This window comes from Allobosea sp. P4_H5, assembly GCF_056400825.1.
Genome location: NZ_JBFUKM010000001.1, coordinates 201624 through 227211, shown reverse-complemented (window position 1 = coordinate 227211; position 25588 = coordinate 201624). Strand labels below are relative to the sequence as shown.

At 65.9% G+C, this 25588-nt stretch carries 26 protein-coding genes; 15 read left to right on the top strand and 11 right to left on the bottom strand.

The annotated features are described in order from the left end of the window. Positions 1-3 precede the first annotated feature (3 nt). The 9 genes from AC1DS0_RS01145 (at position 4) to AC1DS0_RS01105 (ending at position 7069) form a co-directional block, all read left to right on the top strand. Positions 4-975, top strand: a complete 972-nt coding sequence (locus AC1DS0_RS01145) for a branched-chain amino acid ABC transporter permease (protein ID WP_476812566.1) — start codon at positions 4-6, stop codon at positions 973-975. Next, complete coding sequence (locus AC1DS0_RS01140; RefSeq protein WP_476812565.1) at positions 968-1747, top strand: ABC transporter ATP-binding protein; 780 nt, start codon at positions 968-970, stop codon at positions 1745-1747. The genes AC1DS0_RS01145 and AC1DS0_RS01140 overlap by 8 nt, the downstream gene beginning before the upstream one ends. Further along, positions 1741-2442, top strand: coding sequence for an ABC transporter ATP-binding protein (locus AC1DS0_RS01135; RefSeq protein ID WP_476812564.1), 702 nt, complete (start codon positions 1741-1743; stop codon positions 2440-2442). Before AC1DS0_RS01140 ends, AC1DS0_RS01135 begins: the two co-directional genes overlap by 7 nt. A gap of 13 nt (positions 2443-2455) precedes the next feature. After that, positions 2456-3328 carry an alpha/beta hydrolase gene (locus AC1DS0_RS01130; protein ID WP_476812563.1) on the top strand — a complete coding sequence of 291 codons (873 nt, stop codon included), beginning with the start codon at positions 2456-2458 and terminating at the stop codon, positions 3326-3328. A gap of 78 nt (positions 3329-3406) precedes the next feature. Beyond that, positions 3407-3859 carry a MarR family winged helix-turn-helix transcriptional regulator gene (locus AC1DS0_RS01125; RefSeq protein ID WP_476812562.1) on the top strand — a complete coding sequence of 151 codons (453 nt, stop codon included), beginning with the start codon at positions 3407-3409 and terminating at the stop codon, positions 3857-3859. A 234-nt stretch (positions 3860-4093) separates the two neighbouring features. Further along, complete coding sequence (locus tag AC1DS0_RS01120) at positions 4094-5242, top strand: acyl-CoA dehydrogenase family protein (protein ID WP_476812561.1); 1149 nt, start codon at positions 4094-4096, stop codon at positions 5240-5242. Positions 5243-5368: 126 nt separating this feature from the next. Next, a complete protein-coding gene (locus AC1DS0_RS01115) occupies positions 5369-5737 on the top strand; it encodes a hypothetical protein (RefSeq protein ID WP_476812560.1) in 369 nt (122 codons plus the stop codon). 29 nt (positions 5738-5766) lie between these two features. Then, positions 5767-6522, top strand: coding sequence for an SDR family NAD(P)-dependent oxidoreductase (locus AC1DS0_RS01110; protein ID WP_476812559.1), 756 nt, complete (start codon positions 5767-5769; stop codon positions 6520-6522). 37 nt (positions 6523-6559) lie between these two features. Next, the gene (locus tag AC1DS0_RS01105) at positions 6560-7069 is read left to right on the top strand and encodes a flavin reductase (protein ID WP_476812558.1); all 510 of its coding nucleotides are present in this window, start codon (positions 6560-6562) and stop codon (positions 7067-7069) included. A 36-nt stretch (positions 7070-7105) separates the two neighbouring features. On the opposite strand, the gene AC1DS0_RS01100 is transcribed toward AC1DS0_RS01105, so the two are convergent. Then, positions 7106-8038, bottom strand: a complete 933-nt coding sequence (locus AC1DS0_RS01100; protein ID WP_476812557.1) for an IclR family transcriptional regulator — start codon at positions 8036-8038, stop codon at positions 7106-7108. Between the two features lie 159 nt (positions 8039-8197). Between AC1DS0_RS01100 and AC1DS0_RS01095 the strand changes: the two genes are divergently transcribed. The 3 genes from AC1DS0_RS01095 (at position 8198) to AC1DS0_RS01085 (ending at position 11530) form a co-directional block, all read left to right on the top strand. Then, the gene (locus AC1DS0_RS01095; RefSeq protein WP_476812556.1) at positions 8198-9832 is read left to right on the top strand and encodes an MFS transporter; all 1635 of its coding nucleotides are present in this window, start codon (positions 8198-8200) and stop codon (positions 9830-9832) included. A gap of 76 nt (positions 9833-9908) precedes the next feature. After that, positions 9909-10877, top strand: coding sequence for a carbon-nitrogen hydrolase family protein (locus AC1DS0_RS01090; protein ID WP_476812555.1), 969 nt, complete (start codon positions 9909-9911; stop codon positions 10875-10877). After that, positions 10865-11530, top strand: a complete 666-nt coding sequence (locus AC1DS0_RS01085) for a flavin reductase family protein (RefSeq protein ID WP_476812554.1) — start codon at positions 10865-10867, stop codon at positions 11528-11530. Before AC1DS0_RS01090 ends, AC1DS0_RS01085 begins: the two co-directional genes overlap by 13 nt. A gap of 65 nt (positions 11531-11595) precedes the next feature. Here AC1DS0_RS01085 and guaA read toward each other — a convergent pair whose 3' ends face one another. The 3 genes from guaA to AC1DS0_RS01070 form a co-directional block, all read right to left on the bottom strand. After that, complete coding sequence (gene guaA / locus AC1DS0_RS01080) at positions 11596-13188, bottom strand: glutamine-hydrolyzing GMP synthase (RefSeq protein ID WP_476812553.1); 1593 nt, start codon at positions 13186-13188, stop codon at positions 11596-11598. A 74-nt stretch (positions 13189-13262) separates the two neighbouring features. Then, positions 13263-13574 carry a putative quinol monooxygenase gene (locus AC1DS0_RS01075; protein WP_476812552.1) on the bottom strand — a complete coding sequence of 104 codons (312 nt, stop codon included), beginning with the start codon at positions 13572-13574 and terminating at the stop codon, positions 13263-13265. Between the two features lie 119 nt (positions 13575-13693). Beyond that, the gene (locus tag AC1DS0_RS01070; protein ID WP_476812551.1) at positions 13694-14992 is read right to left on the bottom strand and encodes an RsmB/NOP family class I SAM-dependent RNA methyltransferase; all 1299 of its coding nucleotides are present in this window, start codon (positions 14990-14992) and stop codon (positions 13694-13696) included. Positions 14993-15149: 157 nt separating this feature from the next. On the opposite strand from AC1DS0_RS01070, the gene AC1DS0_RS01065 reads away from it, so the two are divergent. After that, the gene (locus AC1DS0_RS01065; protein ID WP_167561506.1) at positions 15150-15287 is read left to right on the top strand and encodes a hypothetical protein; all 138 of its coding nucleotides are present in this window, start codon (positions 15150-15152) and stop codon (positions 15285-15287) included. 183 nt (positions 15288-15470) lie between these two features. Then, entirely contained in the window at positions 15471-16634 is a 1164-nt protein-coding gene (locus AC1DS0_RS01060; protein ID WP_476812550.1) for a glycerophosphodiester phosphodiesterase, read from the top strand. A 73-nt stretch (positions 16635-16707) separates the two neighbouring features. On the opposite strand, the gene AC1DS0_RS01055 is transcribed toward AC1DS0_RS01060, so the two are convergent. From AC1DS0_RS01055 to AC1DS0_RS01025, 7 genes are all read right to left on the bottom strand, one after another. Beyond that, on the bottom strand, positions 16708-16977 hold the full coding sequence (locus AC1DS0_RS01055; RefSeq protein WP_476812549.1) for a hypothetical protein: 270 nt from the start codon (positions 16975-16977) through the stop codon (positions 16708-16710). 138 nt (positions 16978-17115) lie between these two features. After that, positions 17116-17832 (bottom strand): amino acid ABC transporter ATP-binding protein, encoded by a 717-nt coding sequence (locus AC1DS0_RS01050; RefSeq protein ID WP_057193382.1) that lies wholly within the window; start codon positions 17830-17832, stop codon positions 17116-17118. Positions 17833-17922: 90 nt separating this feature from the next. Next, positions 17923-19410, bottom strand: a complete 1488-nt coding sequence (locus AC1DS0_RS01045; protein ID WP_476812548.1) for an amino acid ABC transporter permease — start codon at positions 19408-19410, stop codon at positions 17923-17925. A gap of 10 nt (positions 19411-19420) precedes the next feature. Beyond that, positions 19421-20611 carry an amino acid ABC transporter permease gene (locus AC1DS0_RS01040; protein WP_476812547.1) on the bottom strand — a complete coding sequence of 397 codons (1191 nt, stop codon included), beginning with the start codon at positions 20609-20611 and terminating at the stop codon, positions 19421-19423. A gap of 144 nt (positions 20612-20755) precedes the next feature. Continuing rightward, positions 20756-21778, bottom strand: a complete 1023-nt coding sequence (locus AC1DS0_RS01035; RefSeq protein WP_476812546.1) for an amino acid ABC transporter substrate-binding protein — start codon at positions 21776-21778, stop codon at positions 20756-20758. Positions 21779-21927: 149 nt separating this feature from the next. Further along, positions 21928-22947: an amino acid ABC transporter substrate-binding protein gene (locus AC1DS0_RS01030; RefSeq protein ID WP_476812545.1), complete on the bottom strand. Its 1020-nt coding sequence runs from the start codon at positions 22945-22947 to the stop codon at positions 21928-21930. Positions 22948-23096: 149 nt separating this feature from the next. Further along, entirely contained in the window at positions 23097-24122 is a 1026-nt protein-coding gene (locus AC1DS0_RS01025) for an amino acid ABC transporter substrate-binding protein (protein WP_476812544.1), read from the bottom strand. Positions 24123-24395: 273 nt separating this feature from the next. On the opposite strand from AC1DS0_RS01025, the gene metC reads away from it, so the two are divergent. After that, the gene (gene metC, locus AC1DS0_RS01020) at positions 24396-25586 is read left to right on the top strand and encodes a cystathionine beta-lyase (protein ID WP_476812543.1); all 1191 of its coding nucleotides are present in this window, start codon (positions 24396-24398) and stop codon (positions 25584-25586) included. The last annotated feature ends 2 nt before the right edge of the window (positions 25587-25588 follow it).

Here is a 25588-nt window from a genome sequence, read left to right as displayed (position 1 = left end):
CAGATGCGCCTCCCCTTGCGCACGATGGCGATCCTGCTCGGCCTCGCACTCTTCCTGGCCGTTCCGCCCGCTGCCGATGCGAGCGGCAGCCCGGCCCTGCTCGGCCTTGCGAACCGCATTCTGATCTATGCGATCGCCGCGGTCAGCCTCGACCTGATCATCGGCTACGGGGCGATGGTCAGCTTCGGCCACGCCATGTTCTTCGGCCTCGGCGGCTACACGGTCGGGATCGTCGCTCACCACACCTTCGGCGGCGATCCGCTGTTCGGCTGGTCGGGCACGAACGCCGCCCTGATCGTCTGGCCGCTCGCGCTCCTTGTCTGCGCGCTCATCGCCCTGGTGGTCGGCGCGCTGGCGCTGCGAACGAGCGGCGTCCAGTTCATCATGATCACGCTCGCCTTCGCGCAGATGGTCTTCTTCGTCCTGGTCTCGCTGCAGATTTATGGCGGCGACGACGGGCTGATGCTGGAGCGGCGCAACCAACTGCCACTGATCGATCTCGCCCGGCCGCAGACCTTCTACTATCTCTGTCTGGCGCTGCTCGTGGCCTGGACGGCAATCTGCGCCTCGATCGTCAACTCGCGCTTCGGCCTCGTCCTCCAGGCGCTGCGCCAGAGCGAGCGGCGCGCCATCAATCTCGGCATCCGCCCCTTCCCGTTCCGGCTTGCGGCCTTCGTGATCTCAGCGGTCGGAACCGGGCTCGCCGGCGTGCTGTGGGCGAATTATGCGCGCTTCGTCACCCCGGACATGGCCGCCTGGAGCAAGTCCGGCGAGTTCATGGCGATCGTCGTGCTGGGCGGGCTCGGCACCCTGCTCGGCCCCATCGCCGGCACGGCAGTGTTCATCGCGCTCGAGCAACTCCTCTCGACCTGGACCGAGCACTGGATGATCGTGATGGGACCGATCCTGACGCTGGTTGCACTGTTCGGCCGACGTGGCATCACCGGCCGCCTGTTCGGAGGCCGTCGTGACTGATGCCCTTCCCCGGATCGCCGCGACGCCCGTCCTTGCGATCGAAAAGCTTCGCAAGAGCTTCGGCGCGCTGGTCGCGACCGACGATGTCTCGCTGGAAGTCGGCCCCGGCGAGTTGCACGCGCTGATCGGGCCCAACGGCGCCGGCAAGTCGACGCTGATCACCCAGATCTGCGGCGAGATCAGGCCGAATGCCGGGCGCATCCTGTTCGACGGCCGCGACGTCACCGGACTGCCGGCGCCAGCGCGTGCGCGGCTCGGCCTCGGCCGCACCTTCCAGATCACGCAACTCTGCCCCGACTTCACCGCGGTCGAGAACGTACTGCTCTCGATCGAGGCGCGGCATGGTGGCTCCTTCGACATGCTGTCCAATCCGCGCCGGAATGCCGCCCATCTCGAGCTGGCGCGGGACTGGCTCGATCAGGTCGGCCTTGCAGCGCAGGGCGACCGCACGGTCGCGGAGCTGGCGCATGGCGAGCGCCGGCAGCTCGAGATCGCGGTGGCGCTGGCCCGCCAGCCCAAGCTGCTGTTGCTCGACGAGCCGATGGCGGGGATGGGAGCGGAGGAATCGGCGAGCCTGACCCGGCTGCTCCAGAGCCTGAAACGCCGCTATGCCATCCTGCTCGTCGAGCACGACATGGATGCTGTCTTCGCGCTGGCCGACCGCATCAGCGTCCTGGTCTATGGGCGGGTCGTGTTCACGGGCACGGTCGAGGAGGTTCGCGGGCATCCGGAAGTCCGCGCCGCCTATCTCGGGGAGGATCGGCCATGCTGACGATCGAGGCATTGGAAGCCGGCTATGGACAGAGCCGGGTCCTGTTCGGCCTGTCGATGGTCGCGCGGGCCGGCGAGGTTGTCTCGCTCATCGGCCGCAATGGCATGGGCAAGACGACGACGGTGCGCGCCATCATGGGCATGACCCGTCCGACCGGCGGCAGTGTCAGCTTCGGAGGCCGCACGCTCGCCGGCCTCGCGCCGCACGCGATCGCGCGGTTGGGACTTGGGCTCGTGCCGGAGGGACGGCGGATCTTCCCATCGCTGACGGTCGAGGAGAACCTCGTCGCCACCGCGCGCGCCGACACGCAAAGCAGCGATGCGTGGACGCTCGAGCGGGTCGTGGCGCTCTTCCCGCGCCTCGGCGAGCGTCACCGGCAGTCTGCGCGGACGCTGTCGGGCGGCGAGCAGCAGATGCTGGCGATCGGCCGGGCGCTGATGACGAACCCGCGCCTGCTCATCCTCGACGAGGCGACGGAGGGACTGGCGCCGCTGATCCGCGCCGAAATCTGGCGCTGCCTGCACCAGCTCAAGCAGGCGGGGCAGAGCATCGTCGTCATCGACAAGAACCTCGGCGAGATGGCCGCGCTGGTCGACCGCCACCACATCGTCGAGAAGGGCCGCGTGGTCTGGTCAGGCACGCCCGGCGAGCTCGATCGCGAGGCGGATCTCGCCAAGCGCTATCTCGGCATCTGACGGAGGCGGAAGGATGACGCAGGCACCGATCCTCTATCGCGGCATGGACAGGGCGACCCTGGCGCGCGAATACGATGCGCGCGGCAGCGTCGCCTCCTTCGACGCGGAATATGCACGCTACCTCGCGAGCAGCGAAACGGCGCAGCGGGAGCATCGGCGCATCGCCGACATCGTCTATGACGAGGCCAGCGGCGAGACGCTCGACATCTATCCCGCCGAACCGGGCGCACCGCTCTTCCTCTGGATCCATGGCGGCTATTGGCGGGCGACCTCGAAGGACGACAATGCCTTCGTCGTGCCCGGCCTGAAGGCGCAAGGCTTTGCCGTCGCGGTGATGAATTACACCCTGGCGCCGCAAGCCTCGCTCGACGAGATCGTGCGCCAAACCCGCGCCGCCCTTGGCTTTCTCCATCGCGAGCGGGCGCGCTACGGCTTCGGCGGAGTTTCGGTAGGCGGTTCGTCGGCCGGCGGACACCTCACCGCAATGCTGCTCGCCGGCGGCTGGCATGCCGCTTACGGCATGCCAGAGGATGTGATCGAGGTCGCGCTCGACCTCTCCGGCCTGCACGAGCTCGAGCCGCTTCGTCACATCGAGGTCAATAGCTGGCTCTCGCTCGACGATGCGATGATCGATCGCAACAGCCCCATGCACCATATCCCCAGCCGCTCGTCGACGACGCTGATCAGCGCTGTCGGCGGGCTCGAGACCAGCGAATTTCGTCGCCAGACCTCAGCTTACGCCGCGGCCTGGGCCGATGCCGGACATCGCGGCGAAACGGTCGCCATGCCGCATCATAACCATTTCGACATAGCCCTCAGCCTCGGCGAGCGCGACAGCGTCCTGGCGGCGAACGTCGCGGCCGCGCTGAGGCAGCAGACCGCCTGACGACGGTAAGTCGGTCGCACACGGTCGTGCATCTCGAACCTGCTGGACATCGCCGCCGAATTGCGGAATCTCGCGGCGATGACCGAAGCACCGCAAGCTGATGTGCATTTCCATCGTGCCGAATGGCCGTTCTACTGGATCGCGCGCGTCACCGGCCGCTATTTCCAGACCATGGAGACAGCGCTGGAGCGGATCGGCATCGACGTTCCCAGCTATCGTGTGCTGATGACGCTCTACGAAGATCGTCGTGTCAGCGTTTCCGCCATCGCCGATGCCTGCGTGATCAAGCTCAGCACCGCCACGCGGATCGTCCAACGCATGGCGAAGGACGGGCTGGTCGAGACACGGCCGAGTCTAAGCGACCGCCGTGTCACCGAAGTCAGCCTGACGCCCAAAGGCGAGGCTCTGCGCCACCAGGCCTGGGCGATCGCCGAGAGTGTCCTTGCCCACGCTTTCGCTGGCATCGATGAGCTCGAGCGGCAGCGTTTGAACCACCTGCTCGCCAGCGTCTTCGATCGCCTGCCGGGCTGAGCGCCCCCGTTCGCGCTCCTCACCCCACGGGACTGGCGGGCGTTCCGGCGCCCTTTGTGCATATGGCCGAAGGGTAGCGGGAAGAGGGATTGCCAACGCGGTAGGGATGCGTCATATTACGTGAATAATCACGTAAATAATATTGAGGAACTCGCCCGCATGCCATCGACCGCCGTGCGGCCAAGCCGCTGACGTGGCCGGACAGGCGCAGCGCAAACTGTGGAGGGAAGAGCCATGAACAAGGCCTTGAACCCCGGCGCGGCTCGAGACGCCGTCCTGAGCGCACTTCTCGACGAGATCCGCGCGCGCCGCGACGAATTCGAGAAGCTGACCTATGTGCCCCTAGACATGGTCGGCAAGCTCAAGACCGTCGGAGCCTATCGTGCCTTCGTGCCGAAAGAGCTGGGGGGCGACGCAAGCAGCCCCGCCGAATTCTGCCGGCTCATCGAACGACTGTCGGAGGCGGATGCCTCGACCGGGTGGGTCGCGAGCTTCGGCGTCTCCGCGGTCTATCTCGCCGCCCTGCCGCCCGCGACCTTCAAGGCGATCTACGGCCAGGACCCCGACACCGTCTTCGCCGGAGCGCTTTTCCCACCGCAGGCCGCACGCGAGGTCGAGGGCGGCTTCGAAGTCCAGGGCCGCTGGCCCTATTGTTCGGGATGCATGGGGGCGAGCCTGATCGGAGCCGGCATCCGCGTCGAGGGAGGCTCATCCTCGGGCCTGCCGCGCATGGCGGTGATGCCGCGCGACAAGGTCCAGATCAAGCACAGCTGGGACACGCTCGGGCTGTCCGCCACCGGAAGCCATGACGTGGTGGTCGATTGCGTGGTCGTCCCGGAGGAATGGACCTTCATCCGGGGCGGGCGCGCCCTGCGCGACGAGCCGATCTTCCGCTATCCGTCGATGGCGCTGGCCGCCCAGGTGCTGGCGGTCGTCGGACTGGGAACCGCCCGCGAGGCGCTGAACTGGCTTCATCGCGAGGCACGCGACAAGCCGGCGATCACCGGCGCTCCGCCGATCGGCGCCCGCCCGCACATCCAGGCCGAACTCGGCCGGGCCGAGGCCAGGCTGCGGTCAGCCCGCAGCTTTTTCTACGAGGCGATCGAAGAGGCGTGGGACGATATTCTCGCCGGCGACGAACTCGAGCGCGATGTCCATATCCGCCTGCGGCTGGCTGCGACCGAGGCGGCCGCGGCCGGCGCCGAGGTCACCCGCATGGCCTTCGTCATGGCCGGGTCGGAGGCCATTCGCAGGGGCCATCTGATCTCGCGTTGCATGCTCGATGCCGCCGCCGTGGCGCAACATGCCTTCCTCGGCCAGGGCACCTGGACATCCGCCGGCGCGGCCTTGCTCGGCCAGCCCAATTTCCCCGGCTATCCCTAGAGCAGGATGCGAAAAAGTGGGAACCGGTTTTTCGCAAGAATCCTGCTCTAAACTCTTAGAATCGATCACATTTTATGATTTTGGACCGATTCTGTCCAAAATCATCGTGATCTAAGGAGATCGAAAATGACCCAAGCAAAGCCTATCCGCGTGCTCTTCTGCATCGCCGTGCAGCAGAATTTCTTCGACCTCCCCTTCTCGCAGATCGGCCCGGTCTGGAAAGCGTTCGGCACGATGATGAAGGGGATTTCGGACCTGCCCGGCGTCACGATCCTTGGCATGCTCGACGACGACGAAACCATGGTCGGCACATCTCCGGCCGGCTTCCCCTGGACGGCCTACATCATGGCCGACGTTCCGGACCGCGAGACCGTGCGGCTGGCCTGCAACCTCTTCCGCACCACGCCCGTGGGCGACACGGACGAGCGACTTTGGAAGTACTGCCGGGTCGAGGCCCGGATGGGCCGGGCCCTGGAAGTTCCGACCAATCTCTGAAGGCAGCCCATCGCCTGCACGGAGCTCGCATGACCGCCAGCGACACCCCCCACACCGCCATCGTCACCGGCGCGGCCTCAGGCTTCGGAGCCGTCGCCGTCCGCGCGCTGCACCAGGCCGGCCACCGGGTCGTCGTCACCGATATCGACGGTGACGCGGCACGGCGTCTGGCCATGGAGCTCGACCCTGCCGGGGCGAGCGTCATTGCGGCCGTACTCGATGTCCGCCGGCCGGAGGATTTCGAACGCGTCCGCGACAAGGCGATCGGCCACTGGGGTTCGGTCGAGATTCTCGTCAACAACGCCGCCGTGACGGTTGCGCGGCCGCTGCTGGAGATCGAGCCAGCCGAGTTCAACGCCGTGATGGCGACCAATGCAGGCGGGGTCTTCGCCGGCAGCCAAATCCTCGGCCGGCACTTCAAGAAGCGCGGCTACGGCCGCATCGTCAACCTCGCCTCGCTCGCCGGACAGAACGGCGGCACGGCGACCGGCGCCCACTATGCCGCGTCGAAGGGCGCGATCCTGACCCTGACCAAGGTCTTCGCGCGCGATCTGGCGCCCTTCGGCATCACCGTGAATGCGATCGCGCCGGGCCCCATGGACACCCCGCTCGTCCATGCGCTTGTGCCGGCGGAGAAGATGCAGGGCCTGCTCGCCAACATCCCGGTGGGGCAACTGATCGACCCGGGCTTCGTCGCCGAGATGATCGTGCTGCTCGCCTCGCCGGCCGCCGCCTCGGTGACGGGGGCCTGCTGGGACATCAATGGCGGGCTCTTCATGCGCTGAAGCGCGACGCGCCGGACAAATTCGAGGGAGAGAGCCGATGGATGTCAGCGCCACGAGCTTCCGTGAAGGCATGAGCTGCCTGGGCGCCGCGGTCAGTCTCATCACCTCGGGTGGTCCCGAAGGGCGCCATGGGATGACCGCCTCGGCCGTCTGCTCGATCACCGACAGTCCGCCGACGCTGCTGGTTTGCGTGAACCAGAAGAACCGCTCGCACGACGTCTTCAACGGCAACGGCAATCTCTGCGTCAACGTCCTCGCCGGCAGGCACGTCGCGTTGGCGGACACCTTCGCCGGGCGCGGCGATACGACCCGCTTCGAGACCGGCAGCTGGATGACCCTGGAGACCGGAGCGCCCGTACTGGTGGACGCGGTCGCCGCCTTCGACTGCCGGATCATGGAGCGTCGCGCAATAGGCAGTCACTCGGTCTTCTATGCGAGGGTCGTCGCCCTGCTCAAATCGACGCAGGCGGCCGAGACCGTGATCTGGTTCGACCGCCGCTATCATCCGCTGAAGGCGGCGCTGCCGGAGCAAAGTGGCCCGGCCTGAGGGGCGCTTCCGCGCCCCTTTCGGCGTCCGCCGCGATCAATCGCCCCAGCCCGCGGCTCTGGATATGGCGGCGGCGCGTGAACGCAGCGCCTCGGCGATCGGACCGGTGAGATCGTCGTCCATGGTGCCGATCGGTCCCATCAGGGTGATCGCCGCGATCATCAACCCGGTCTGATCGAGAATCGGGGCCGAGAGCGACGTGAAATTCGCCAGGAGCGCGTCACGGCAGCGGCTGATGCCTGCGGCGCGGATCGAGGCCAGCATCGTCTCGAGCTCGCCACGATCGCGCGGCGTGTCGTCAGGCCCTCCCCGCTCATGCCGCGTCCGCTCCTCCTTGAGCGCCGCCACAACGAGCTCCTCGCTGAACGCGGGCGGCAGATGCGCGGCGAAATTGCGCCCGAGCGCCGAGCGAAGCAGCGGCAGCACGCTGCCGACGCGAAGCTCCAGAATGGGGCGATTCCCGCCGGCCTCGACGCGGTAGATGATCGTCGGCCCGCGATTGCCCCAGACCCCGAGGAAGACGGTCTGGCCGATCTCCTCGGCGAGACCGGTCATGACCGGTCTCGCGGCCGTGAACACGTCGAACTGCTCGATTGCAGCCAGACCGAGCTTCAGCGCATAAGGGCCGAGAGCATAGCAGCCGGTGTCCTCCTCCTGCCGCACGATGCCCACCGCCTGGAAGCTGACCAGATAGTAGTGGACGTTGGCAGCCGACATGCCGGTGCCCGCGGCGATGGCCTTGAGTGGCACCGGCCGCAGCGCCATGCGCAGATGATCGAGGATGCGGAAGCCGATCTCGATCGACTGGATGCCGCGCCGAGCCGGGCGTGCGGCCTTGTCATCTGCACCCGCGAAGAACTGTTCCGCGGCCGGCCTGGGCCGCTCGGCTTGCGAGGATGAAGTGGATCGCGACCGGGCCAGGCGCGCCGCCGAATCGGAAGCGCCCGGCGAATTTCCCTTTTTCGTCAATTGAATAACCCCATTCGCGGCGTGCCTGAATTGTGGGCAAGGCGGGATGGAATTTCAAGCTTGCGACATTTGATAATATCAATCAGATTTGACTATAGAGAAAATGCAGGTGCTTCCGGCGTCGGCCTTAAGCACGACAACCGGGGAACGGGGGATATCATGGACACCGCGATGCGGGCCGGAGCGGCCCATCACGATCTGACACGCTCGGAGGAGAAGCAGGTCGTCCTCGCTTCGACGCTCGGGACGATCTTCGAGTGGTACGATTTCTTCATCTACGGCTCGCTCGCCGTCTTCATGAGTTCGGTCCTGTTCCCGCCGGACAATCCGACCGCCGCCTTGCTCGCATCGCTCGGGGCTCTCGCTGCCGGCTTCGTGATCCGTCCCATCGGCGCGATCTTCTTCGGCCGGCTGGGCGACCTCGTCGGCCGCAAGTACACCTTCCTGATCACCATTGTGATGATGGGCACGAGCACGGCGCTGATCGGCTTCCTGCCGAGCTATGCGGCGGTCGGCCACGCCGCCTGGATCTCGCTCGTCGTGCTGCGGCTCGTTCAGGGGCTCGCGGTCGGCGGGGAATATGGCGGGGCGGTGATCTATGTCGCCGAGCATTCTGCCCCGGCGCGGCGGGGACTGCTGACGGGCTGGATCCAGATCACCTCCTCGATCGGGCTCGCCCTCTCGATCCTCGTCATCCTCGGGACGCAGGCGGCGATGAGCGATGCCGCCTTCCGGGAATGGGGCTGGCGGCTGCCCTTCATCCTCTCGATCGCCATGCTGGCCTTCTCCGTCTACATCCGCGCCAGGCTGCATGAATCGCCGGTTTTCGCCCGGATGAAGGCGGAGCGGCGGCTGTCGCCTACGCCGGTCAAGGACACGTTCGGCCGCTGGTCGAGCCTGCGCCTCGTGCTGATCGCCTTGTTCGGCGTCACCGCCGGAATGGGCGCGACCTATTTCACCGGCCAGTTCTACGTGATGATCTTCATGCAGCAGGTCGCCAAGATCGACCTGCAGACCTCCTACACGCTGATGGGAATCGGGCTGCTGATCGGTTCCCCCGCCTTTATCCTCTTTGGATGGCTGTCCGACCGAGTCGGGCGCAAATGGCTGATGATGACGGGCCTGGCGCTCTCGGCGCTGCTCTACAAGCCGCTGTTCTCGTCACTGCTGGAAGCCGGCAATCCCGCCCTTCTCGCGGCGATGCGGACCGCACCGGTCACGGTCCATGCCGATGCCGCCAGCGACGCTTGCCGGTTCGGCCTCACCGCTTCGCTCATCAGTTCGCATCCCGACCACGCCAAGCCGTGCGTCCAGGCCAAGAAGCTGCTGATCGCGAGCGGAATCAACTTCCAGTACGGCACGCCGGTCGCCGGTACGCCAGTGGCCGTCAGCGTCGCGGGAACGACCGTTCCCGGCTTCGATCCGCCGGCGTACCGGCAGGCGCTGACCGCGGCGGGCTATCCCGCCAAGGCCGACCCGGCGCAAGTCGCATCAGGCCGGATCGTCGCGCTGATCGTCGCCATGACGCTGATCGTCGCCATGGTCTACGGCCCCGTCGCATCCTTCCTGGTCGAGTTCTTCCCTGCCAATATCCGCTACACGGCACTGTCCTTCCCCTACCACATCGGCGCCGGAATCTTCGGCGGGTTCCTGCCGTTCTTCGCGACCTGGCTGTCGCTGTCGGTCGGCGATGTCTTCGCCGGGCTCTGGTATCCCATCGTCATCACCGCGGTGGTGTGCGTGATCGGATCGCTGCTGCTGCCGAACCGTCCCGAGCTCGAGCCTGGCAACTGATCCCCTCAGCCACGCGGCGGCTCCGATCCGGGCTGCCGCGTGCACTCCCAATCATCGACTGAAGTGAGTTGATCCGATGCAGCAGCCACCCCTGCCACGCTACAAGGCTGCCGTCGCGCAGGCAGCCTCCGTTCCGGATGATGCGCAGGCTTCAGCGGCGAAGGCCGCCGGGCTGATCAGGCAGGCGGCGCAGGCCGACGCGCGCCTTATCGTATTTCCGGAGGCATTTCTCGGTGGCTATCCGAAGGGGCATTCCTTCGGTGCGCCGGTCGGCATGCGCAAGCCGGAGGGCCGGGAGGCGTTCCGCCGCTACTGGGAAGCGGCCATCGCGCTCGACGGACCCGAGGTTGCGCTGATCGCCGAAGCGACGGCCGAGACCGGTCTCTTCGCCGTCATCGGCTGCATCGAGCGCGACGGTGGCACGCTCTATTGCACGGTCCTGTTCTTCGACGGCGCGCAGGGTCTGGTCGGCAAGCACCGCAAGCTGATGCCGACCGCGGGGGAGCGGCTGATCTGGGGCTTCGGCGACGGCTCGACCATGCCCGTCATCGAAACCTCGCTCGGCCGGATCGGCGCTGTGATCTGCTGGGAGAACTACATGCCGATGCTGCGCATGCACATGTTTGCGCAGAACATCGGCATCTATTGCGCGCCCACCGCCGACGATCGCGACAGCTGGCTGCCCTCCATGCGTCATATCGCGCTGGAGGGCCGCTGCTTCGTACTGAGCGCATGCCAGCACATCCGCCGCGGTGCCTATGCCGGCGACTACGAATGCGCGCTCGGCGATGACCCGCAGACCGTGCTGATGCGCGGCGGCAGCGCCATCGTCGATCCGCTCGGCGCCGTCCTGGCCGGGCCCGACTTCGAAGGCGAAACGATCCTCTACGCCGAGATCGATCTCGGGCAGATCGCCCGCGGCAAATTCGATTTCGACGTGGCCGGGCACTATGCCAGGCCGGACGTGTTCCAGCTCACGGTCGATGACCGGCCCAAGCGCGCCGTCGCGACGCTCGGTGGCAAAGATATCACGTGGCAGGACTGACCTCGATGCTGTTCGACATGGAAGCGCTGCCGGCGCAGGAGCGCTACAAGATCCTGACCGCCACGATCGTGCCGCGCCCGATCGCCTGGATCACCACCCTGTCACGCGCAGGCATCGTCAACGCCGCGCCCTTCAGCTTCTTCAACATGATGGGCAACGACCCACCGACGGTCGCGATCGGCATCATGCCCCAGAACGGCAGGCTGAAGGATACCGCCGCCAACATCCTCGAAACCGGCGAGTTCGTGGTCAATCTCGTCGCGGAAGCGAATGCGGAAGCGATGAACGAGACCTGCATCGACGCGCCGCCCGAGGTCGACGAACTCGCGCTGGCGGGGCTGACGCCGCTGCCGTCGCACGCCGTCCAGCCGCCGCGCATCGGCGAGGCACCGGTCGCGCTCGAATGCAAAGTCCTGACCTCTCTGGTCACGGGACCGCTCCAAACCATCGTGATCGGCAGGGTGCTCAATGCCCATATCGACGACCGCTTCGTCATCGATGCCGAGCGCCGCTACATCGACACGCCGGGGCTGAAGCTCATTGCCCGCCTGCATGCGAGCGGGGGGTATCTGCGCTCGACCGACCACTTTCATATGGAGCGGCCGATTTGGGCGAAGCGGCAGGCAAAGCGTTCCGCAACGCGGGAAGCTTAACCCCCCCTTTGGCATGCCCCAATGAGCGGCCGGTTCAGGCTCGTCCATGGTTGGCTTGCGGCAAATCATTCCCACTCGATCGTGCCGGGGGGCTTGCTGGTCACGTCGTAGACGACCCGGTTGATGCCCTTGACCTCGTTGATGATGCGGGTCGCGGTGCGGCCGAGGAAGGCCATGTCGTAGGGATAGAAATCCGCTGTCATGCCGTCGACCGAGGTCACGGCGCGCAAAGCGCAGACATGGTCGTAGGTGCGGTAGTCGCCCATCACGCCGACGGTGCGCACCGGCAGCAGCACGGCGAAGGCCTGCCAGATCACGTCGTAGAGGCCGGCCTTGCGGATCTCATCGAGATAGATCGCATCCGCCTTGCGCAGGATGTCGAGCTTCTCCTTGGTGATCTCGCCGGGGCAGCGGATGGCGAGGCCCGGGCCCGGGAAGGGATGGCGGCCGACAAAGGCCTCGGGCAGGCCGAGCTCGCGGCCGAGCACGCGGACCTCGTCCTTGAAGAGCTCGCGCAGCGGCTCGACGAGCTTCATCTTCATGCGCTCGGGCAGGCCGCCGACATTATGGTGGCTCTTGATCGTCACCGACGGGCCGCCGCTGAACGAGACGCTCTCGATCACGTCGGGATAGAGCGTGCCCTGGGCAAGGAAATCGGCCGGTCCTTTGCCATCACTTGCGAGCTTGGCCGCCTCGGCATCGAAGACGTCGATGAAGAGCCGGCCGATGGTCTTGCGCTTGGCTTCCGGATCGGCACCGCACTTGGCGAGTTCGCTCAGGAAAAGCTCTTCGGCCGCAACATGGACCAGCGGGATGTTGTAGTGATCTCTGAAGAGGCGCACGACCTCCTCGGCCTCGTTCATCCGCATCAGGCCGTGATCGACGAAGACGCAGGTGAGCTGATCGCCGATCGCCTCGTGGATCAGCACGGCGGCAACCGCGGAATCGACACCGCCGGAGAGCCCGCAGATCACGCGGCCCGTACCAACCTGGTCACGGATCTTCTTGATCATCTCGGCGCGATAGGCCGACATGCTCCAGTCCGGCTTGCAGCCGCAGATGTCGACGACGAAGTTGCGCAGCAGCTGGGCCCCGTCCGGCGTATGCACCACCTCAGGGTGGAACATGGTCGAATAGAAGCGCCTCTCCTCGTCGCTCGCCACCGCATAGGGGGCGTTCTCCGAAGTCGCCTTGACGGTGAACCCAGCGGGGAGCTGCGTGACGCGGTCGCCATGGCTCATCCAGACCGGATAACGCCCGCCCTGCTCCCAGACGCCCGCGAACAGGGCCGAGGGGGTGACGATCTCGACATCGGCGCGGCCGAATTCGGCGGCATGACCACCTTCGACCGTGCCGCCGAGCTGATGGGCCATGGTCTGCTGGCCATAGCAGATGCCGAGCAGCGGCAGCCCCGCGGAAAACACCTCCTGCGGCGCGCGCGGCGAATTGCCGTCGGGTACCGAGGCCGGGCCGCCGGAGAAGATCACGCCTTTCGGCTTCAGGCGCTGGAACGCCTCGGAGGCCGACTGGAACGGCGCGATCTCGCAATAGACCCCGATCTCACGGACCCGGCGCGCGATCAGCTGCGTGACCTGGCTGCCGAAGTCGATGATCAGGATGGAGTCGTGATGGGCGGGGTTCTGGGGCTGAGCGCTCATCGCGCCCGGTTACGCCATCGCGCGCGAGCGCGCAACGGCGCTGAGAGCGGATCAGGCCGGCATTGCGAGAAGCCTCAGGACGAGACACGGTCGAGGAAGACCAGCCGCAGCGGCTCGGCCAGCAGATCACCGGCCTTGGCGGCGAAGGCCTGGAAATGCGGCGTCGCCTTGTGGAGGTCGAGGGCGGCAGAACTCGTGAACGCCTCGCGCATGTAGAAGGTGCCGGGTTCGTCGCGCAGTTCGAACAGCACATAGTCGAGGCAGCCCGGCTCGGCCCGCGTCGGCTCGATCAGCGCGAGCAGGCTCTCGCGCAACGCCTCTCGCTGACCCGGCTTTGCCTTCAGGATTGCGATGGAAACCAGAGTCTCGTCGATGGGGCTCGTCATGGTCGGCGCACCTTGCTGGGGAAGATGCCGGAGATATCGGCCCAGCCTGCCCCGAAGCAAGACGCACAAATCGCGCCCTTAGGAACAGGACTGATACCGTCGTCGAGCTGGGGCAAGGTTCAGCCCGGCGCCGCAAGGCAGCTCAGATAGAATCCGTCCGTCCCCGTCCGCCGCGGCGAGAGCTGCAGGCCAAAGCGCGTGGCGAAGCGGCCGAGCAGGCCGAAATCGACCTCGCCGGTGTCGAGCAGCGAGCGCGTCGCCACCGGCACGAAGCCGGCATGGCGCGCCAGGAAGGCCTCGACCGCGCCGTCGTTCTCCTCCGGCAGCATCGAGCAGGTGATGTAGGCGATGCGCCCGCCTGGCTTCACCAGGCCGGCGGCGCGCGCGAGCACCTGCGCCTGTTCCTTGACGCGCTCGGCCAGCGCGCCGGGGCGCACCCGCCATTTCGCATCCGGATTGCGCCGCCAGGTGCCGGAGCCGGTGCAGGGCGCATCGACGAGCACCAGATCGATCGTGCCGGCGAGATCGGCGAGCGCGTCATGGCCGCGGCTCCTGGGCACGCGGACCTCGACATTGGCGGCGCCGGAGCGGGTGAGCCGGTCATGCAACGGCGCCAGCCGGCGGCTGTCGAGATCGGTGGCGAAGATACGCCCTTCTCCGCCGAGCACCGCGGCGAGCGCCAACGTCTTGCCGCCAGCGCCGGCGCAGAGGTCGACGACACTCATGCCAGGCTGTGCGCCGGCGAGCAGCGTCACGAGCTGCGAGCCTTCGTCCTGGATCTCGAACTCGCCGTTGAAGAAGCTCGGCTCGCTCTGCAGCGACGGGCCGCGGCCATCGGGGCCTGGCAGGAAGCGCAAGGCATCGGGCGACCAGGCGCCCGGCTCCGGCTGAAGATGGCTCAGCGCTGCGCGCAGCTTGTCGCGATCAATCTTCAGCCGATTGGTGCGGATATCGGCCGGCGCGCGGCCCGCCAGAGCCTGCCCTTCGGCAACCGCATCGTCGCCGAAGCCAGCCATGAAGGAGGGCCAGAGCCAGTCCGGCACATCGGCCTGCATCCAGCCGGGCGCGGCGTTGAGATCGAAGGCGGCGAGCCCGGCGACCTCGAACTCGGTCAGCGGTGCGGGGGCGTGATTCTGCCCGCTGAAGAGGTCCGAGATTTCCTCGACGCCCAGGCCGCGCTGGCTGACCAGCATGCCGAGCACGAGCGCCCGCGGCGTCTCCTCACCAAGCGCATGCACCGAGGACGCGCGGCGGCGCAACGCGTCATAGACCAGCGAAGCGACGGCGGCGCGATCCTTCGAGCCGGCGAAACGGCGTGACAGCCCCCAGTCCTTCAGCGCGTCGGCCGCCGGGCGCCGGCGCTCGATCAGGTCCGCCAGGACTTCGATGGCGGCGCTGATGCGGGCGGCGGGAGTCATGTCCGGCAGTTCCTGTGCTTGCTTTGCATTGCGGCCCTCGAGCCCGGCGCCATTTGGAACGATTCCGAAGCGCGACAGCACCCTTGACGCCCTCGTCCCACAGGGCGCAAGACGATACAACTCCTTCCGCAACGCCAACCGCCCAGGAAACTCTGCAATGACCGCCCTCTCCCGCCTCGCGCTTGCCGGCCTGTTCTGCCTGTCGCTCGCCGCCTGCGCCACCCAGCCGGTCGACACCACGCCGCCGCCGGCCAAGCGCCTGGACGCCAAGACCTCGCTGGAAGGCCGCCGCTGAGCGTCCGGAGGCGCCCGCAGCCGCATGGCGAGCGAGCGCCTCGACAAGTTCCCGATACTCTCCTTCGCAGCGCCCATGGACGACATGTTCGAGGCGCTGCGCAGGGGCAAGAAGCCTTCACCAGCCTGTCATATCCGCCGAGCAGTTTCGCCGCCTTTCCGCAGGAAACGAGGATCGGACGAGATGAAGCCCCTGTTGCAGCCGGCGACCATGCTGGCGACCTTTGCCCTCGCACTGGCCGTGCCGGCCCAGGCGCAGAGCCCCGTGCCGACGCTCGACGGAAAGCCGGCCCTGATTGCCGGCCATCGCGGCGCCAGCGGCTATCTGCCCGAGCACACGCTCGAAGGCTACAAGCTCGCAATCGAGCAAGGCGCCGACTTCATCGAGCCTGATCTGGTCGCGACCAAGGACGGCCATCTCGTCGTCCGCCACGAGCCGATCATGTCGGGCACCACCGATGTCGCGACCCGGCCGGAATTCGCCGCGCGCAAGACGACCCGGAAGATCGACGGCGTCGACACCACCGACTGGTTCGCCTCCGACTTCACGCTCACCGAGATCAAGACGCTGCGGGCCAAGCAGGCCTTCGCCGATCGCGACCAGTCGCATAACGGCAAATATGAGATCCCGACGCTGCAGCAGGTCATCGATCTCGCCAAGGCCGAGAGCGCCCGCACCGGCCGCACCATCGGCATCTATCCGGAGATCAAGCACTCGACCTATCACTCGGCCCTGGGCCTGGCGATCGAGGACAAGCTGCTCGATCAGCTCAAGGCCGCCGGCTGGACGGAGAAAACCTCGCCGGTGATCATCCAGAGCTTCGAGACCGCCAACCTCAAATATCTGCGCGGCAAGACGCAATTGCGTTTGATCCAGCTCGTCGACGCCGACGATGTCGACAAGGATGGCGGCATCGTCCTCGCCGCCCCGTTCGACAAGCCCTACGACTTCGTCGTCACCGGCGACAAGCGCACCTTCAAGGACCTCGTTACGGCCGAGGGATTGAAGGAGATCAAGACCTATGCCGATGGCGTCGCCCCCTGGAAGCCCTATCTGATGCCGGCCAAGCAGGTGATCGGCGACGACGGCAAGCCGCGCGACCTCAACGGCGACGGCACGATCGACGAGCGCGACCGCGTGCTGCTGCCGCCGACCGACGTGGTGAAGAACGCCCACGCCGTCGGCCTGTTCGTCCACACCTGGACCTTCCGCAGCGAGCCCAAGCGCCTCGCCTCCGACTTCAAGGGCGACCCGGCGGCCGAGTACAAGGCCTATCTGGCGCTCGGCATCGACGGGCTGTTCTCGGACTTCCCGGACCAGGCTGTGAAAGCGCGCAACGCCAAGTAACCACGCCGCAAAACGAGGCCGCCGTACCAACTGGGTGCGGCGGTCTCGTTTACGCGACACAACTCAACGCGACTTAATCGCAGACCCGCACCGTGCGACGCACCTCCCCACGCGGGGTTTCGCGAATCCGCGTCTCGGTGCGGCAATCACGCTCGGCGCGATAGTCCCGGCGCCGCTCCCAGCGATCACGCTCGCGCCAGCGATCCTCGCGATCCATCGCGCGTTGCTGCGGCGTGCGCGGGTCGATCCTGACGCCGCCCGGTCCGATATCCACGGATTGCGCGAAGGCGCCGGAGCCGGCGAGCAGCAGGCCCGCGGCCAGGGTCGATGCAAGCAATTTCATCGGCTTTTCCTCCTGTGTTGGGAAAAGCAACGGCGAGCGCCGGCAAAGGTTCCCTTTCGACGCCGCCTCCGGATGTGATGTCACCAACGCAAACGGCGCCCGCAAAGGGCGCCGTCGTGGCCGGCAAGACCAGCCGGATCAGTGCAGGATCTGGCTGAGGAAGAGCTTGGTGCGCTCGTGCTGCGGGTTCTTGAAGAACTCGTTGGGCTCGTTCATCTCGACGATCTGGCCGGCGTCCATGAAGATGACCCGGTCGGCGACCTGGCGGGCGAAGCCCATCTCGTGGGTGACGCAGAGCATGGTCATGCCCTCGTCCGCCAGCGAGACCATGGTGTCGAGCACCTCCTTGACCATTTCCGGATCGAGCGCCGAGGTTGGCTCGTCGAACAGCATGATCTTCGGGCTCATGCAGAGCGAACGGGCGATGGCGACACGCTGCTGCTGTCCGCCCGAGAGCTGGCCGGGATATTTCAGTGCCTGCTCGGGGATCTTGACGCGCTTGAGATAGTGCATCGCGATCTCCTCGGCGTCCTTCTTGGGCATCTTGCGAACCCAGATCGGCGCCAGAGTCAGGTTCTCCAGGATCGTCAGATGCGGGAACAGGTTGAAGTGCTGGAAGACCATGCCGACATCGCGGCGGATCTCGTCGATCTTCTTGAGATCGTTGGTGAGCTCGGTGCCGTCGACGATGATCTGGCCCTTCTGGTGCTCTTCCAGCCGGTTGATGCAGCGGATCATCGTCGACTTGCCCGAGCCGGACGGGCCGCAAATGACCAGCTTCTCACCGCGCGACACCTTCAGGTTGATGTCGCGCAGCACGTGGAACTCGCCGTACCACTTGTTGACGCCGATCATCTCGACGGCGGTCGCGGTATTGAGCGCGGTCTGCTTCAGCGCGGACGGGCGCGAGCTGGTGGTTTCTGCCATAGCCATGATTTGATCCCCTCAACGCTTCTGGCCGGCGGCGAGCCGCTTCTCGACCGCGATCGAGTAGCGAGACATGCCCCAGCAACACAGGAAATAGAAAACCGCAGCGAATGCATAGCCCGTCGCGCGGGTGGTCGGCGTCGCCCAGGTCGGATCGACCAGGGTCGCCTCGATGGTGCGCAGGAAGTCGAAGATGCCGACGATGGTGACCAGCGTCGTGTCCTTGAACAGCCCGATGAAGGTGTTGACGATGCCCGGGATCACGATCCGCAGCGCCTGGGGCAGGATGATCAGCCGCATCATGCTCCAATAGCCGAGGCCGAGCGACATCGCGCCCTCATACTGGCCCTTGGGCATGGCCTGCAGGCCGCCGCGCACCACCTCCGCCATATAGGCGGCAGCGAAGAGCGCGACGCCGACAAGCGGGCGCAGCAGCCGGTCCGGCGAATATTCCTGCGGCACGAACAGCGGCAGCATGGTGTTGGCCATGAACAGCACGGTGATCAGCGGCACACCGCGGACGAACTCGATGAAGATCACCGAGAGCAGCTGGATGATCGGCAGCTTGGAGCGCCGGCCGAGCGCCAGGACCACACCGAGCGGCAGCGAGAAGACGATGCCGACCGCCGCGATCAGGAAGGTCACGGTCATGCCGCCCCAGAGGCCGGTATCGACCCTGGGCAACACAAACGCCGCAGGTCCCAAGACCACGGAGAGTCTGTAGAGCGTGTATTTTACATAAGTCGGGAAGTTGACGAACGCGACGAGAGCTTCGTCGGCAGCATCGGCCTTGGGTGGAGCCCAGGATACGAAAGCAAGCAGTCCGAACACGACAAGCGCGGCAAGCGCAATTCGTTTCTGGCCCGAGAAGCGCTTGGATATGGGCTTCGCTTTCTCATAGGAGAGCGCCCCCTCCCCGATGAGAGCACCTGCGAGGTCGGGAAACGCCGAGAGAACAAAGAGCGCGGCCACGACTGCAATGGATAGTGACAGGGCCAAGCTGGTCACGAACGCGGCATTGTTTCCGCCCAGCAGCAGGACATACGCGCTGATCGGCAGCAGAACGAAAAAGAAGAAGACTCCGACCTGCTTCAGCGGTGCCTTGTTCCAGAGCAGCCAGACCACGCCGAGCGCGAACATGGCGAAGACGATGTTCACACGCCAGCGCTGCGCGATCGGATAGGAGCCGTAGATGAAGTACTGGAAGCGATCGGCGATATAGGCCCAGCAGGCGCCCACGGGCCGGCCGACCTTGTCGGCGAGGCAGGCGTCGCGGCTGGTGCCGGACCAGACCGCATCGAGGAAATAGAACCTGATCATCCCCGGCACCGTATCGACGACGAGATAAAGGCAGATCAGCGTCAGCGCGATGTTGAGCGGGCTGGAAAGCAGGTGCAGCCTGACCCAGGCGAGCGGCCCGGCGACGGAGAGCGGCGCCGGCTGCTGCTCCAGCGTTTCCTTGCGGACGAAGGCGAAGGGGGCCATTTCGGTGGTTGCGTCGGTCATCGGGGCGCCCTCACCGTTCCACCAGCGCCATGCGCTTGTTGTAGATATTCATGAAGAAAGACGTGACCAGCGAGATGGTCAGGTAGACCGCCATGGTGATGGCGACGACCTCGACCGCCTGACCGGTCTGGTTCAGCACCGTGCCGGTGAAGACCTGGACGAGATCGGGATAGCCGATCGCGACCGCGAGCGAGGAATTCTTGGTCAGGTTGAGATAGTTCGAGGTCAGCGGCGGGATGATCACGCGCATGGCCTGCGGGATCACCACCAGCTTCAACGTCGGCCCAGCCCGCAGGCCGAGTGCGTTGGCAGCCTCGGTCTGGCCTTTCGAGACGGCGAGGATGCCGGCGCGGACCACCTCGGCAATGAAGCCCGCCGTATAGGTCGTCAGACCGACCAGCAGCGCGACGAATTCCGGGAAGATCTGGATGCCGCCGCGCAGGTTGAAGCCGGCGAGCTCGGGATAGACGAAGGTGATCGGCCGGCCGGTGGCGAAATAGACCAGCGCCGGCAGGACGATGACCAGGCCGAGGGCGGCGAGGCCGATGGGATATTGCTTACCGGTCGCGGCCTGCTGCTTGCGGGCCCAGGACCGGAACACGAAGGTGGCGACGAGGCCGATCAGGAACGCCCAGATGATCAGGTTGCCGCCGGGCCCGAACTGCGGATCGGGAACGTAGAGCCCGCGGTTGTTGAGCAGGAAACCGGCCGGCAGCACGATCGACTGGCGCGGGTTGGGCAGCGGCTTCAGCACCGCATTGTACCAGAAGAACAGCTGCAGCAGCAGCGGCACGTTGCGGATGACCTCGACATAGATCATCGCGATCTTCGAAACGATCCAGTTGCTCGACAGCCGGGCGACGCCGACGAAGAAGCCGAGGAAGGTCGCCAGCACGATGCCGATCGAGGCGACGAGCAACGTGTTCAGCAGGCCGACCCAGAAAGCGCGACCATAAGTACCGGTCGAAGCGTCGTAGGGGATCAGCTTCTGGTTGACGTCGAAGCCGGAGGCGTTGTGCCAAAAGCCGAAGCCGGAGGCGATTTTTTGCGCCCGCAGGTTCTCGATCGCGTTCGAAGCTGCAGACCAGATCAGGAAGCCCACAATGGCGAGCAGCAGGAACTGATAGACATAGCCCCGGATCTTCGGGTCGTAGAGCAGCGAGGCCTTGCCCGGCTTGATCTCTGCGGAAGTGGTCGACACGTCTGACGCCCTTTTCGAGTGTTGGCGACCGAGGGTCCGGCAGCGACCCGAGAGGGTCACTGCCGGCCGGTATTCTTATCCGGTTCGCCGGAACAAGACAGCTTCAAGGATCAATGCGCGGTGGATGCCGCGCATCGGTGGTTCTCAGCGGATCGGCGGCGCGTATTGCAGCCCGCCCTTGCTCCAGAGCGCGTTCTGGCCGCGCGCGATCTTGAGGAGCGAGCCAGAGCCGACATTGCGCTCGAAGCTCTCGCCGTAGTTCCCGACGTGCTTGATGATCCGATAGGCCCAATCATTGGTCAGGCCCATCGGCTCGCCGAACTTGCCTTCGGTCCCGACGAAACGCTTGATCTCCGGGTTGTCGGATTTGAGCATTTCGTCGGCATTGGCCTTGGTGATGCCCAGCTCCTCGGCATTGACCATAGCGAAGAGCGACCATTTGACGATATCGAGCCAGACATCGTCGCCATGGCGCACGACCGGGCCGAGCGGTTCCTTCGAAATGATTTCCGGCAACACCATGTGGTCGTCCGGAGTCGAGAGCGTCAGACGCTCGGCGTAAAGGCCCGAGGCGTCGGTGGTGAAGGCGTCGCAGCGGCCGGCCTCATAGGCCTTGACCGTCTCCTGGTTGGAGGCGAAGGCGACGACCTCGTACTTGATCTTGTTGCTGCGGAAATAGTCCGCGAGGTTGAGTTCGGTCGTGGTGCCCTGCTGGGTGCAGATCGAGGCGCCGGCGAGCTTCAGCACGGAATCGACGCCGAGCTTCTTGCGCACCATGAAGCCCTGGCCGTCATAATAGTTGACCCCGGCGAAGTTCAGGCCGAGCGCGGTATCGCGTGAGAGCGTCCAGGTCGTCGTGCGCGACAGCAGATCGACCTCACCCGACTGCAGCGAGGTGAAGCGGTCCTTGGCCGAGAGTGGGATGAACTTGACCTTGGTCGGATCGTTGAAGACGGCCGAGGCGACGGCGCGGCAGACGTCGACGTCCATGCCGCTCCAGTTACCCTGCTGATCAGGGATGCCGAAACCGGCGAGACCCGTGCCGGAGCCGCAGTGCAGGATGCCGCGATTCTTGACCTGCGCCAGAGTAGGCGACTGGGCTAGCGCTCCGCTCGCGCATATGGCGGCGGAGACGGCGATGAGCGCCGCGCCAATGATCTGTTTCATTGTTGTTGTCCCCTGTTTGGCGGAACGGGTTTTCCCGCTCTCGATTAGCTAGCAAGCTCCAGGCCAGTCCCCACCGGCCGCCTCCTCCTTTCCCATTCTCCCGGACAAAACCACCGCACCGATCCGTCGGCGCCTACGCCGCCGCAACCTCACCGGATCGGCGGCGCGTACTGCAAGCCCCCCTTGGTCCAGAGCGCGTTCTGGCCGCGCGACATCCTCAGCATCGAGCGGCTGCCGACGGTGCGTTCGAAGCTCTCGCCGTAATTGCCGATATGCTTGACGATCCGGTAGGCCCACTCGGCCGTCAGGCCGAGGCCTTCGCCGAACTTGCCGTCGATGCCGAGCAGGCGCCTGATCTCCGGGTTGGTCGAGCCCCGCATCTGGTCGACATTGGCCTTGGTCACGCCGAGCTCTTCGGCGTTCAGCATGGCGAAATGAACCCAGCGCACAAGCTTGAACCATTGCGAATCGTTGTCGCGGGTCAGCGGGCCGAGCGGCTCCTTCGAGATGATCTCGACGAGGACCATGTGGTCGTCCGGCGCCGTCAGCTTCAGGCGCTCGGAATAGAGCGACGAGGCGTCCGTGGTGAAGGCGTCGCAGCGGCCGGCATCATAGGCCTTGAGCGTCTCCGGACCGGTGTCGAAGGATACGATCGTGTGGCGCAGGTTATTGGTCTTGAAGAAGTCGACGAGGTTGAGCTCGGTCGTCGTGCCACGCTGCACGCAGATCGAGGCGCCGGCCAGCTGCATCACCGACATGACGCCGAGCTTGCGGCGCACCATCAGGCCCTGGCCATCATAATAGTTGACGTTGGTGAAGAGCAGGCCGGGCGGGGTGTCGTTGCTGATCGTCCAGGTCGAATTGCGCACTAGTACGTCGACCTCGCTGGCCAGGAGCGCCTTGAAGCGGTCATTGGCCGAGAGCGGGATGAACTTCACCTTGGTCGGATCATTGAAGATCGCCGCGGCGATGGCGCGGCAATATTCGACGTCGAGGCCGCTCCAGTTGCCCTGCGGATCAGGCGCGCCGAAGCCGATCAGGCCGGTGTTGGAGCCACAGTTCAGGACGCCCCTGCTCTTGATCTGAGCAAGGGTCTGCTGCGCCTGCGCGCTCACGGAGCCGAACAACGCCGCGACGGCGAACAGTGCCGCGCTGATGATCCTGATCATGCATGTCCCCTGTCTGGCGTAACGGGTTCGTCCCGTTCTCGGTCGGTGGGTGGGCGGGCCGTGACCGGCACGGTCCCGCAAACCACCTTGTCCAGTACCCTGGAAAAGAATCGGGGCGGACGCTGAAAGCGCCCGCCCCGCTTGGGCTCTTAGCGAACCGGCGGCGCGTATTGCAGGCCGCCCTTGGTCCACAGCGCGTTCTGGCCGCGGGCGATCTTCAGCAGCGAGCCCTGGCCCACTGTGCGCTCGAAGCTCTCGCCGTAATTGCCGACATGCTTGATGATGCGGTAGGCCCAGTCCGTCGTCAGGCCGATGCTCTCGCCGAACTTGCCCTCGGTTCCGAGCAGGCGCTTGATCTCGGGATTGCTGGATTTCAGCATCTCGTCGACATTGGCCTTGGTCACGCCGAGCTCCTCGGCGTTCAGCATGGCGTAGTGGACCCACTTGATGAGGCCGAACCACTGGGCGTCGGTGTTGCGGGTCGCCGGTCCGAGCGGCTCCTTCGAGATGATCTCCGGCAGGACCATGTGATCGTCCGGAGCGGTCAGCTTCAAGCGCTCGGCGTAGAGGCCCGAAGCGTCGGTGGTGAAGGCGTCGCAGCGGCCGGAATCATAGGCCTTGACGGTCTCGTCCGAGGTGGCGAAGGCGACGACTTCGTATTTCAGGTTGTTGGCGCGGAAGAAGTCGGCGAGGTTGAGCTCGGTCGTGGTGCCCTGCTGGGTGCAGACCGAGGCGCCATTGAGCTGCATGGCCGAGGTCACGCCGAGCTTCTTGCGGACCAGGAAGCCCTGGCCGTCATAATAGTTGACGCCGGTGAATTGCAGACCGAGCGCGGTGTCGCGCGACATTGTCCAGGTCGAGTTGCGCACGAGCACGTCGACCTCGCCCGACTGCAGGGCCGTGAAGCGGTCCTTGGCCGAGAGCGGGATGAACTTCACCTTGCCCGGATCGTTGAAGACCGTGGCGGCGATAGCGCGGCAGAACTCGACGTCGAGGCCGGTCCAGTTGCCCTGCGCATCCGGCACGCCGAAACCGGCGAGGCCGGTGTTGGAACCGCAGTTCAGGATGCCGCGGCTCTTCACTTGACTAAGGGTCTGCGGCGCCTGCGCCTGTGCGCTCGCCGCCGCCAGCGCGAAGCCGAACCCGGCGACCGCGGCTGCCATGAATTTCTTCATATCGATTTCTCCCGTTGATGGCCCTGCCGGCGTTTGCCAGCCGGAACGTGCCGGTCCCCTCGCATCGTCGCGACTTGCTGCCCCGTTCGATGCCCAAAACTTATGCGAAGTTCGGCGCTGGCCGATTGCCAGAGCCATGCATGAGCGTCAAGCAAGGGCAGCTGGTATATCTGCCTCTTTTCACGGCTGACATCACATGCGACTTTCGGGGGGTGGTCAAGTGCGGCCACAACCTGCCCCATCCCGATCCCGCCCAGGCTCGTCTCCCGCCCCATGAAAAAGCTGTCCAAGCCCGAATTCGCGCGGCTGCGCGAGAAGACCCGCCTTGCCCTCGCCGGCCGCGACCCGTCCGACAGCTATGGCTTCGTCAACCCGCCGATCGTCCGCGGCTCGACGGTGGTCTACCCGAACACCGAGGATTTCCTCGTCCGCAAGGCGCGCTACAGCTACGGCACGTCGGGCAGCCCGACCATCGACGCGCTGCTTGCCGCCGCCGACACGATGGAGGGCGGCGCCGGCGTCCTCGCCTGCTCCTCCGGCCTGCTCGCCTGCACCTTGCCCACGCTCGCCTTCCTGAGGGCGGGCGACCATTTCCTCGTGACCGACAGCGTCTACCATCCGATGCGCAACTTCTGCGACCGGATGCTGCCGCGCTACGGTGTCGAGGTCACCTATTACGACCCGCTCATCGGTGAGGGCATCGCGGAGCTGTTCAAGCCGAACACGAGGGCGGTCTGGACGGAGTCGCCGGGTTCCCAGACCCTGGAGGTCCAGGACATCCCGGCGATCGTGGCCGCGGCGCATGCCCGCGATATCATGGTGATGATGGACAATACCTGGGCGACACCGCTCTTCTTCGATGCGCACAAGTTCGGCGTCGACGTCTCGGTCCAGGCCGGGACGAAATACTACGCCGGGCATTCCGACGTGCTGATCGGCACGGTGTCGGCCCGCACACCGGAGTACTATGCTCAGCTCAAGCTGACCTGGGACGCACTCGGCGTGATCATCGCCGCCGAGGACGCCTATCTGACGCTGCGCGGCATCCGGACCCTGGCCGTCAGGCTGAAGGAACAGCAACCTGCCGGGCTGGAAATGGCGCGCTGGCTGGCCGCGCGCCCTGAGGTCGCCCGTGTAATTCACCCGGCGCTGCCCGGCGATCCCGGCCACGCCCTCTGGAAGCGCGATTTCACCGGTGCCTGCTCGCTGTTCTCGATCGAGCTCGAACCCGTCTCGATGAAGGCGGTGGCCGCCCTGCTCGACGGGCTCGCCTTGTTCGGCATGGGCGCATCCTGGGGCGGCTATGAGAGCCTTGTGCTGCCCTTCGACTGCAAGCGCTATCGCACCGCGACCAAGCCCGGCTTCAACGGCCCGACGATCCGTCTCCATATCGGCCTCGAGGACCTGGAGGACCTGAAGGAGGATCTCGACGCCGGCTTCACGCGGCTGAGGGCGGCGAGCTGAAC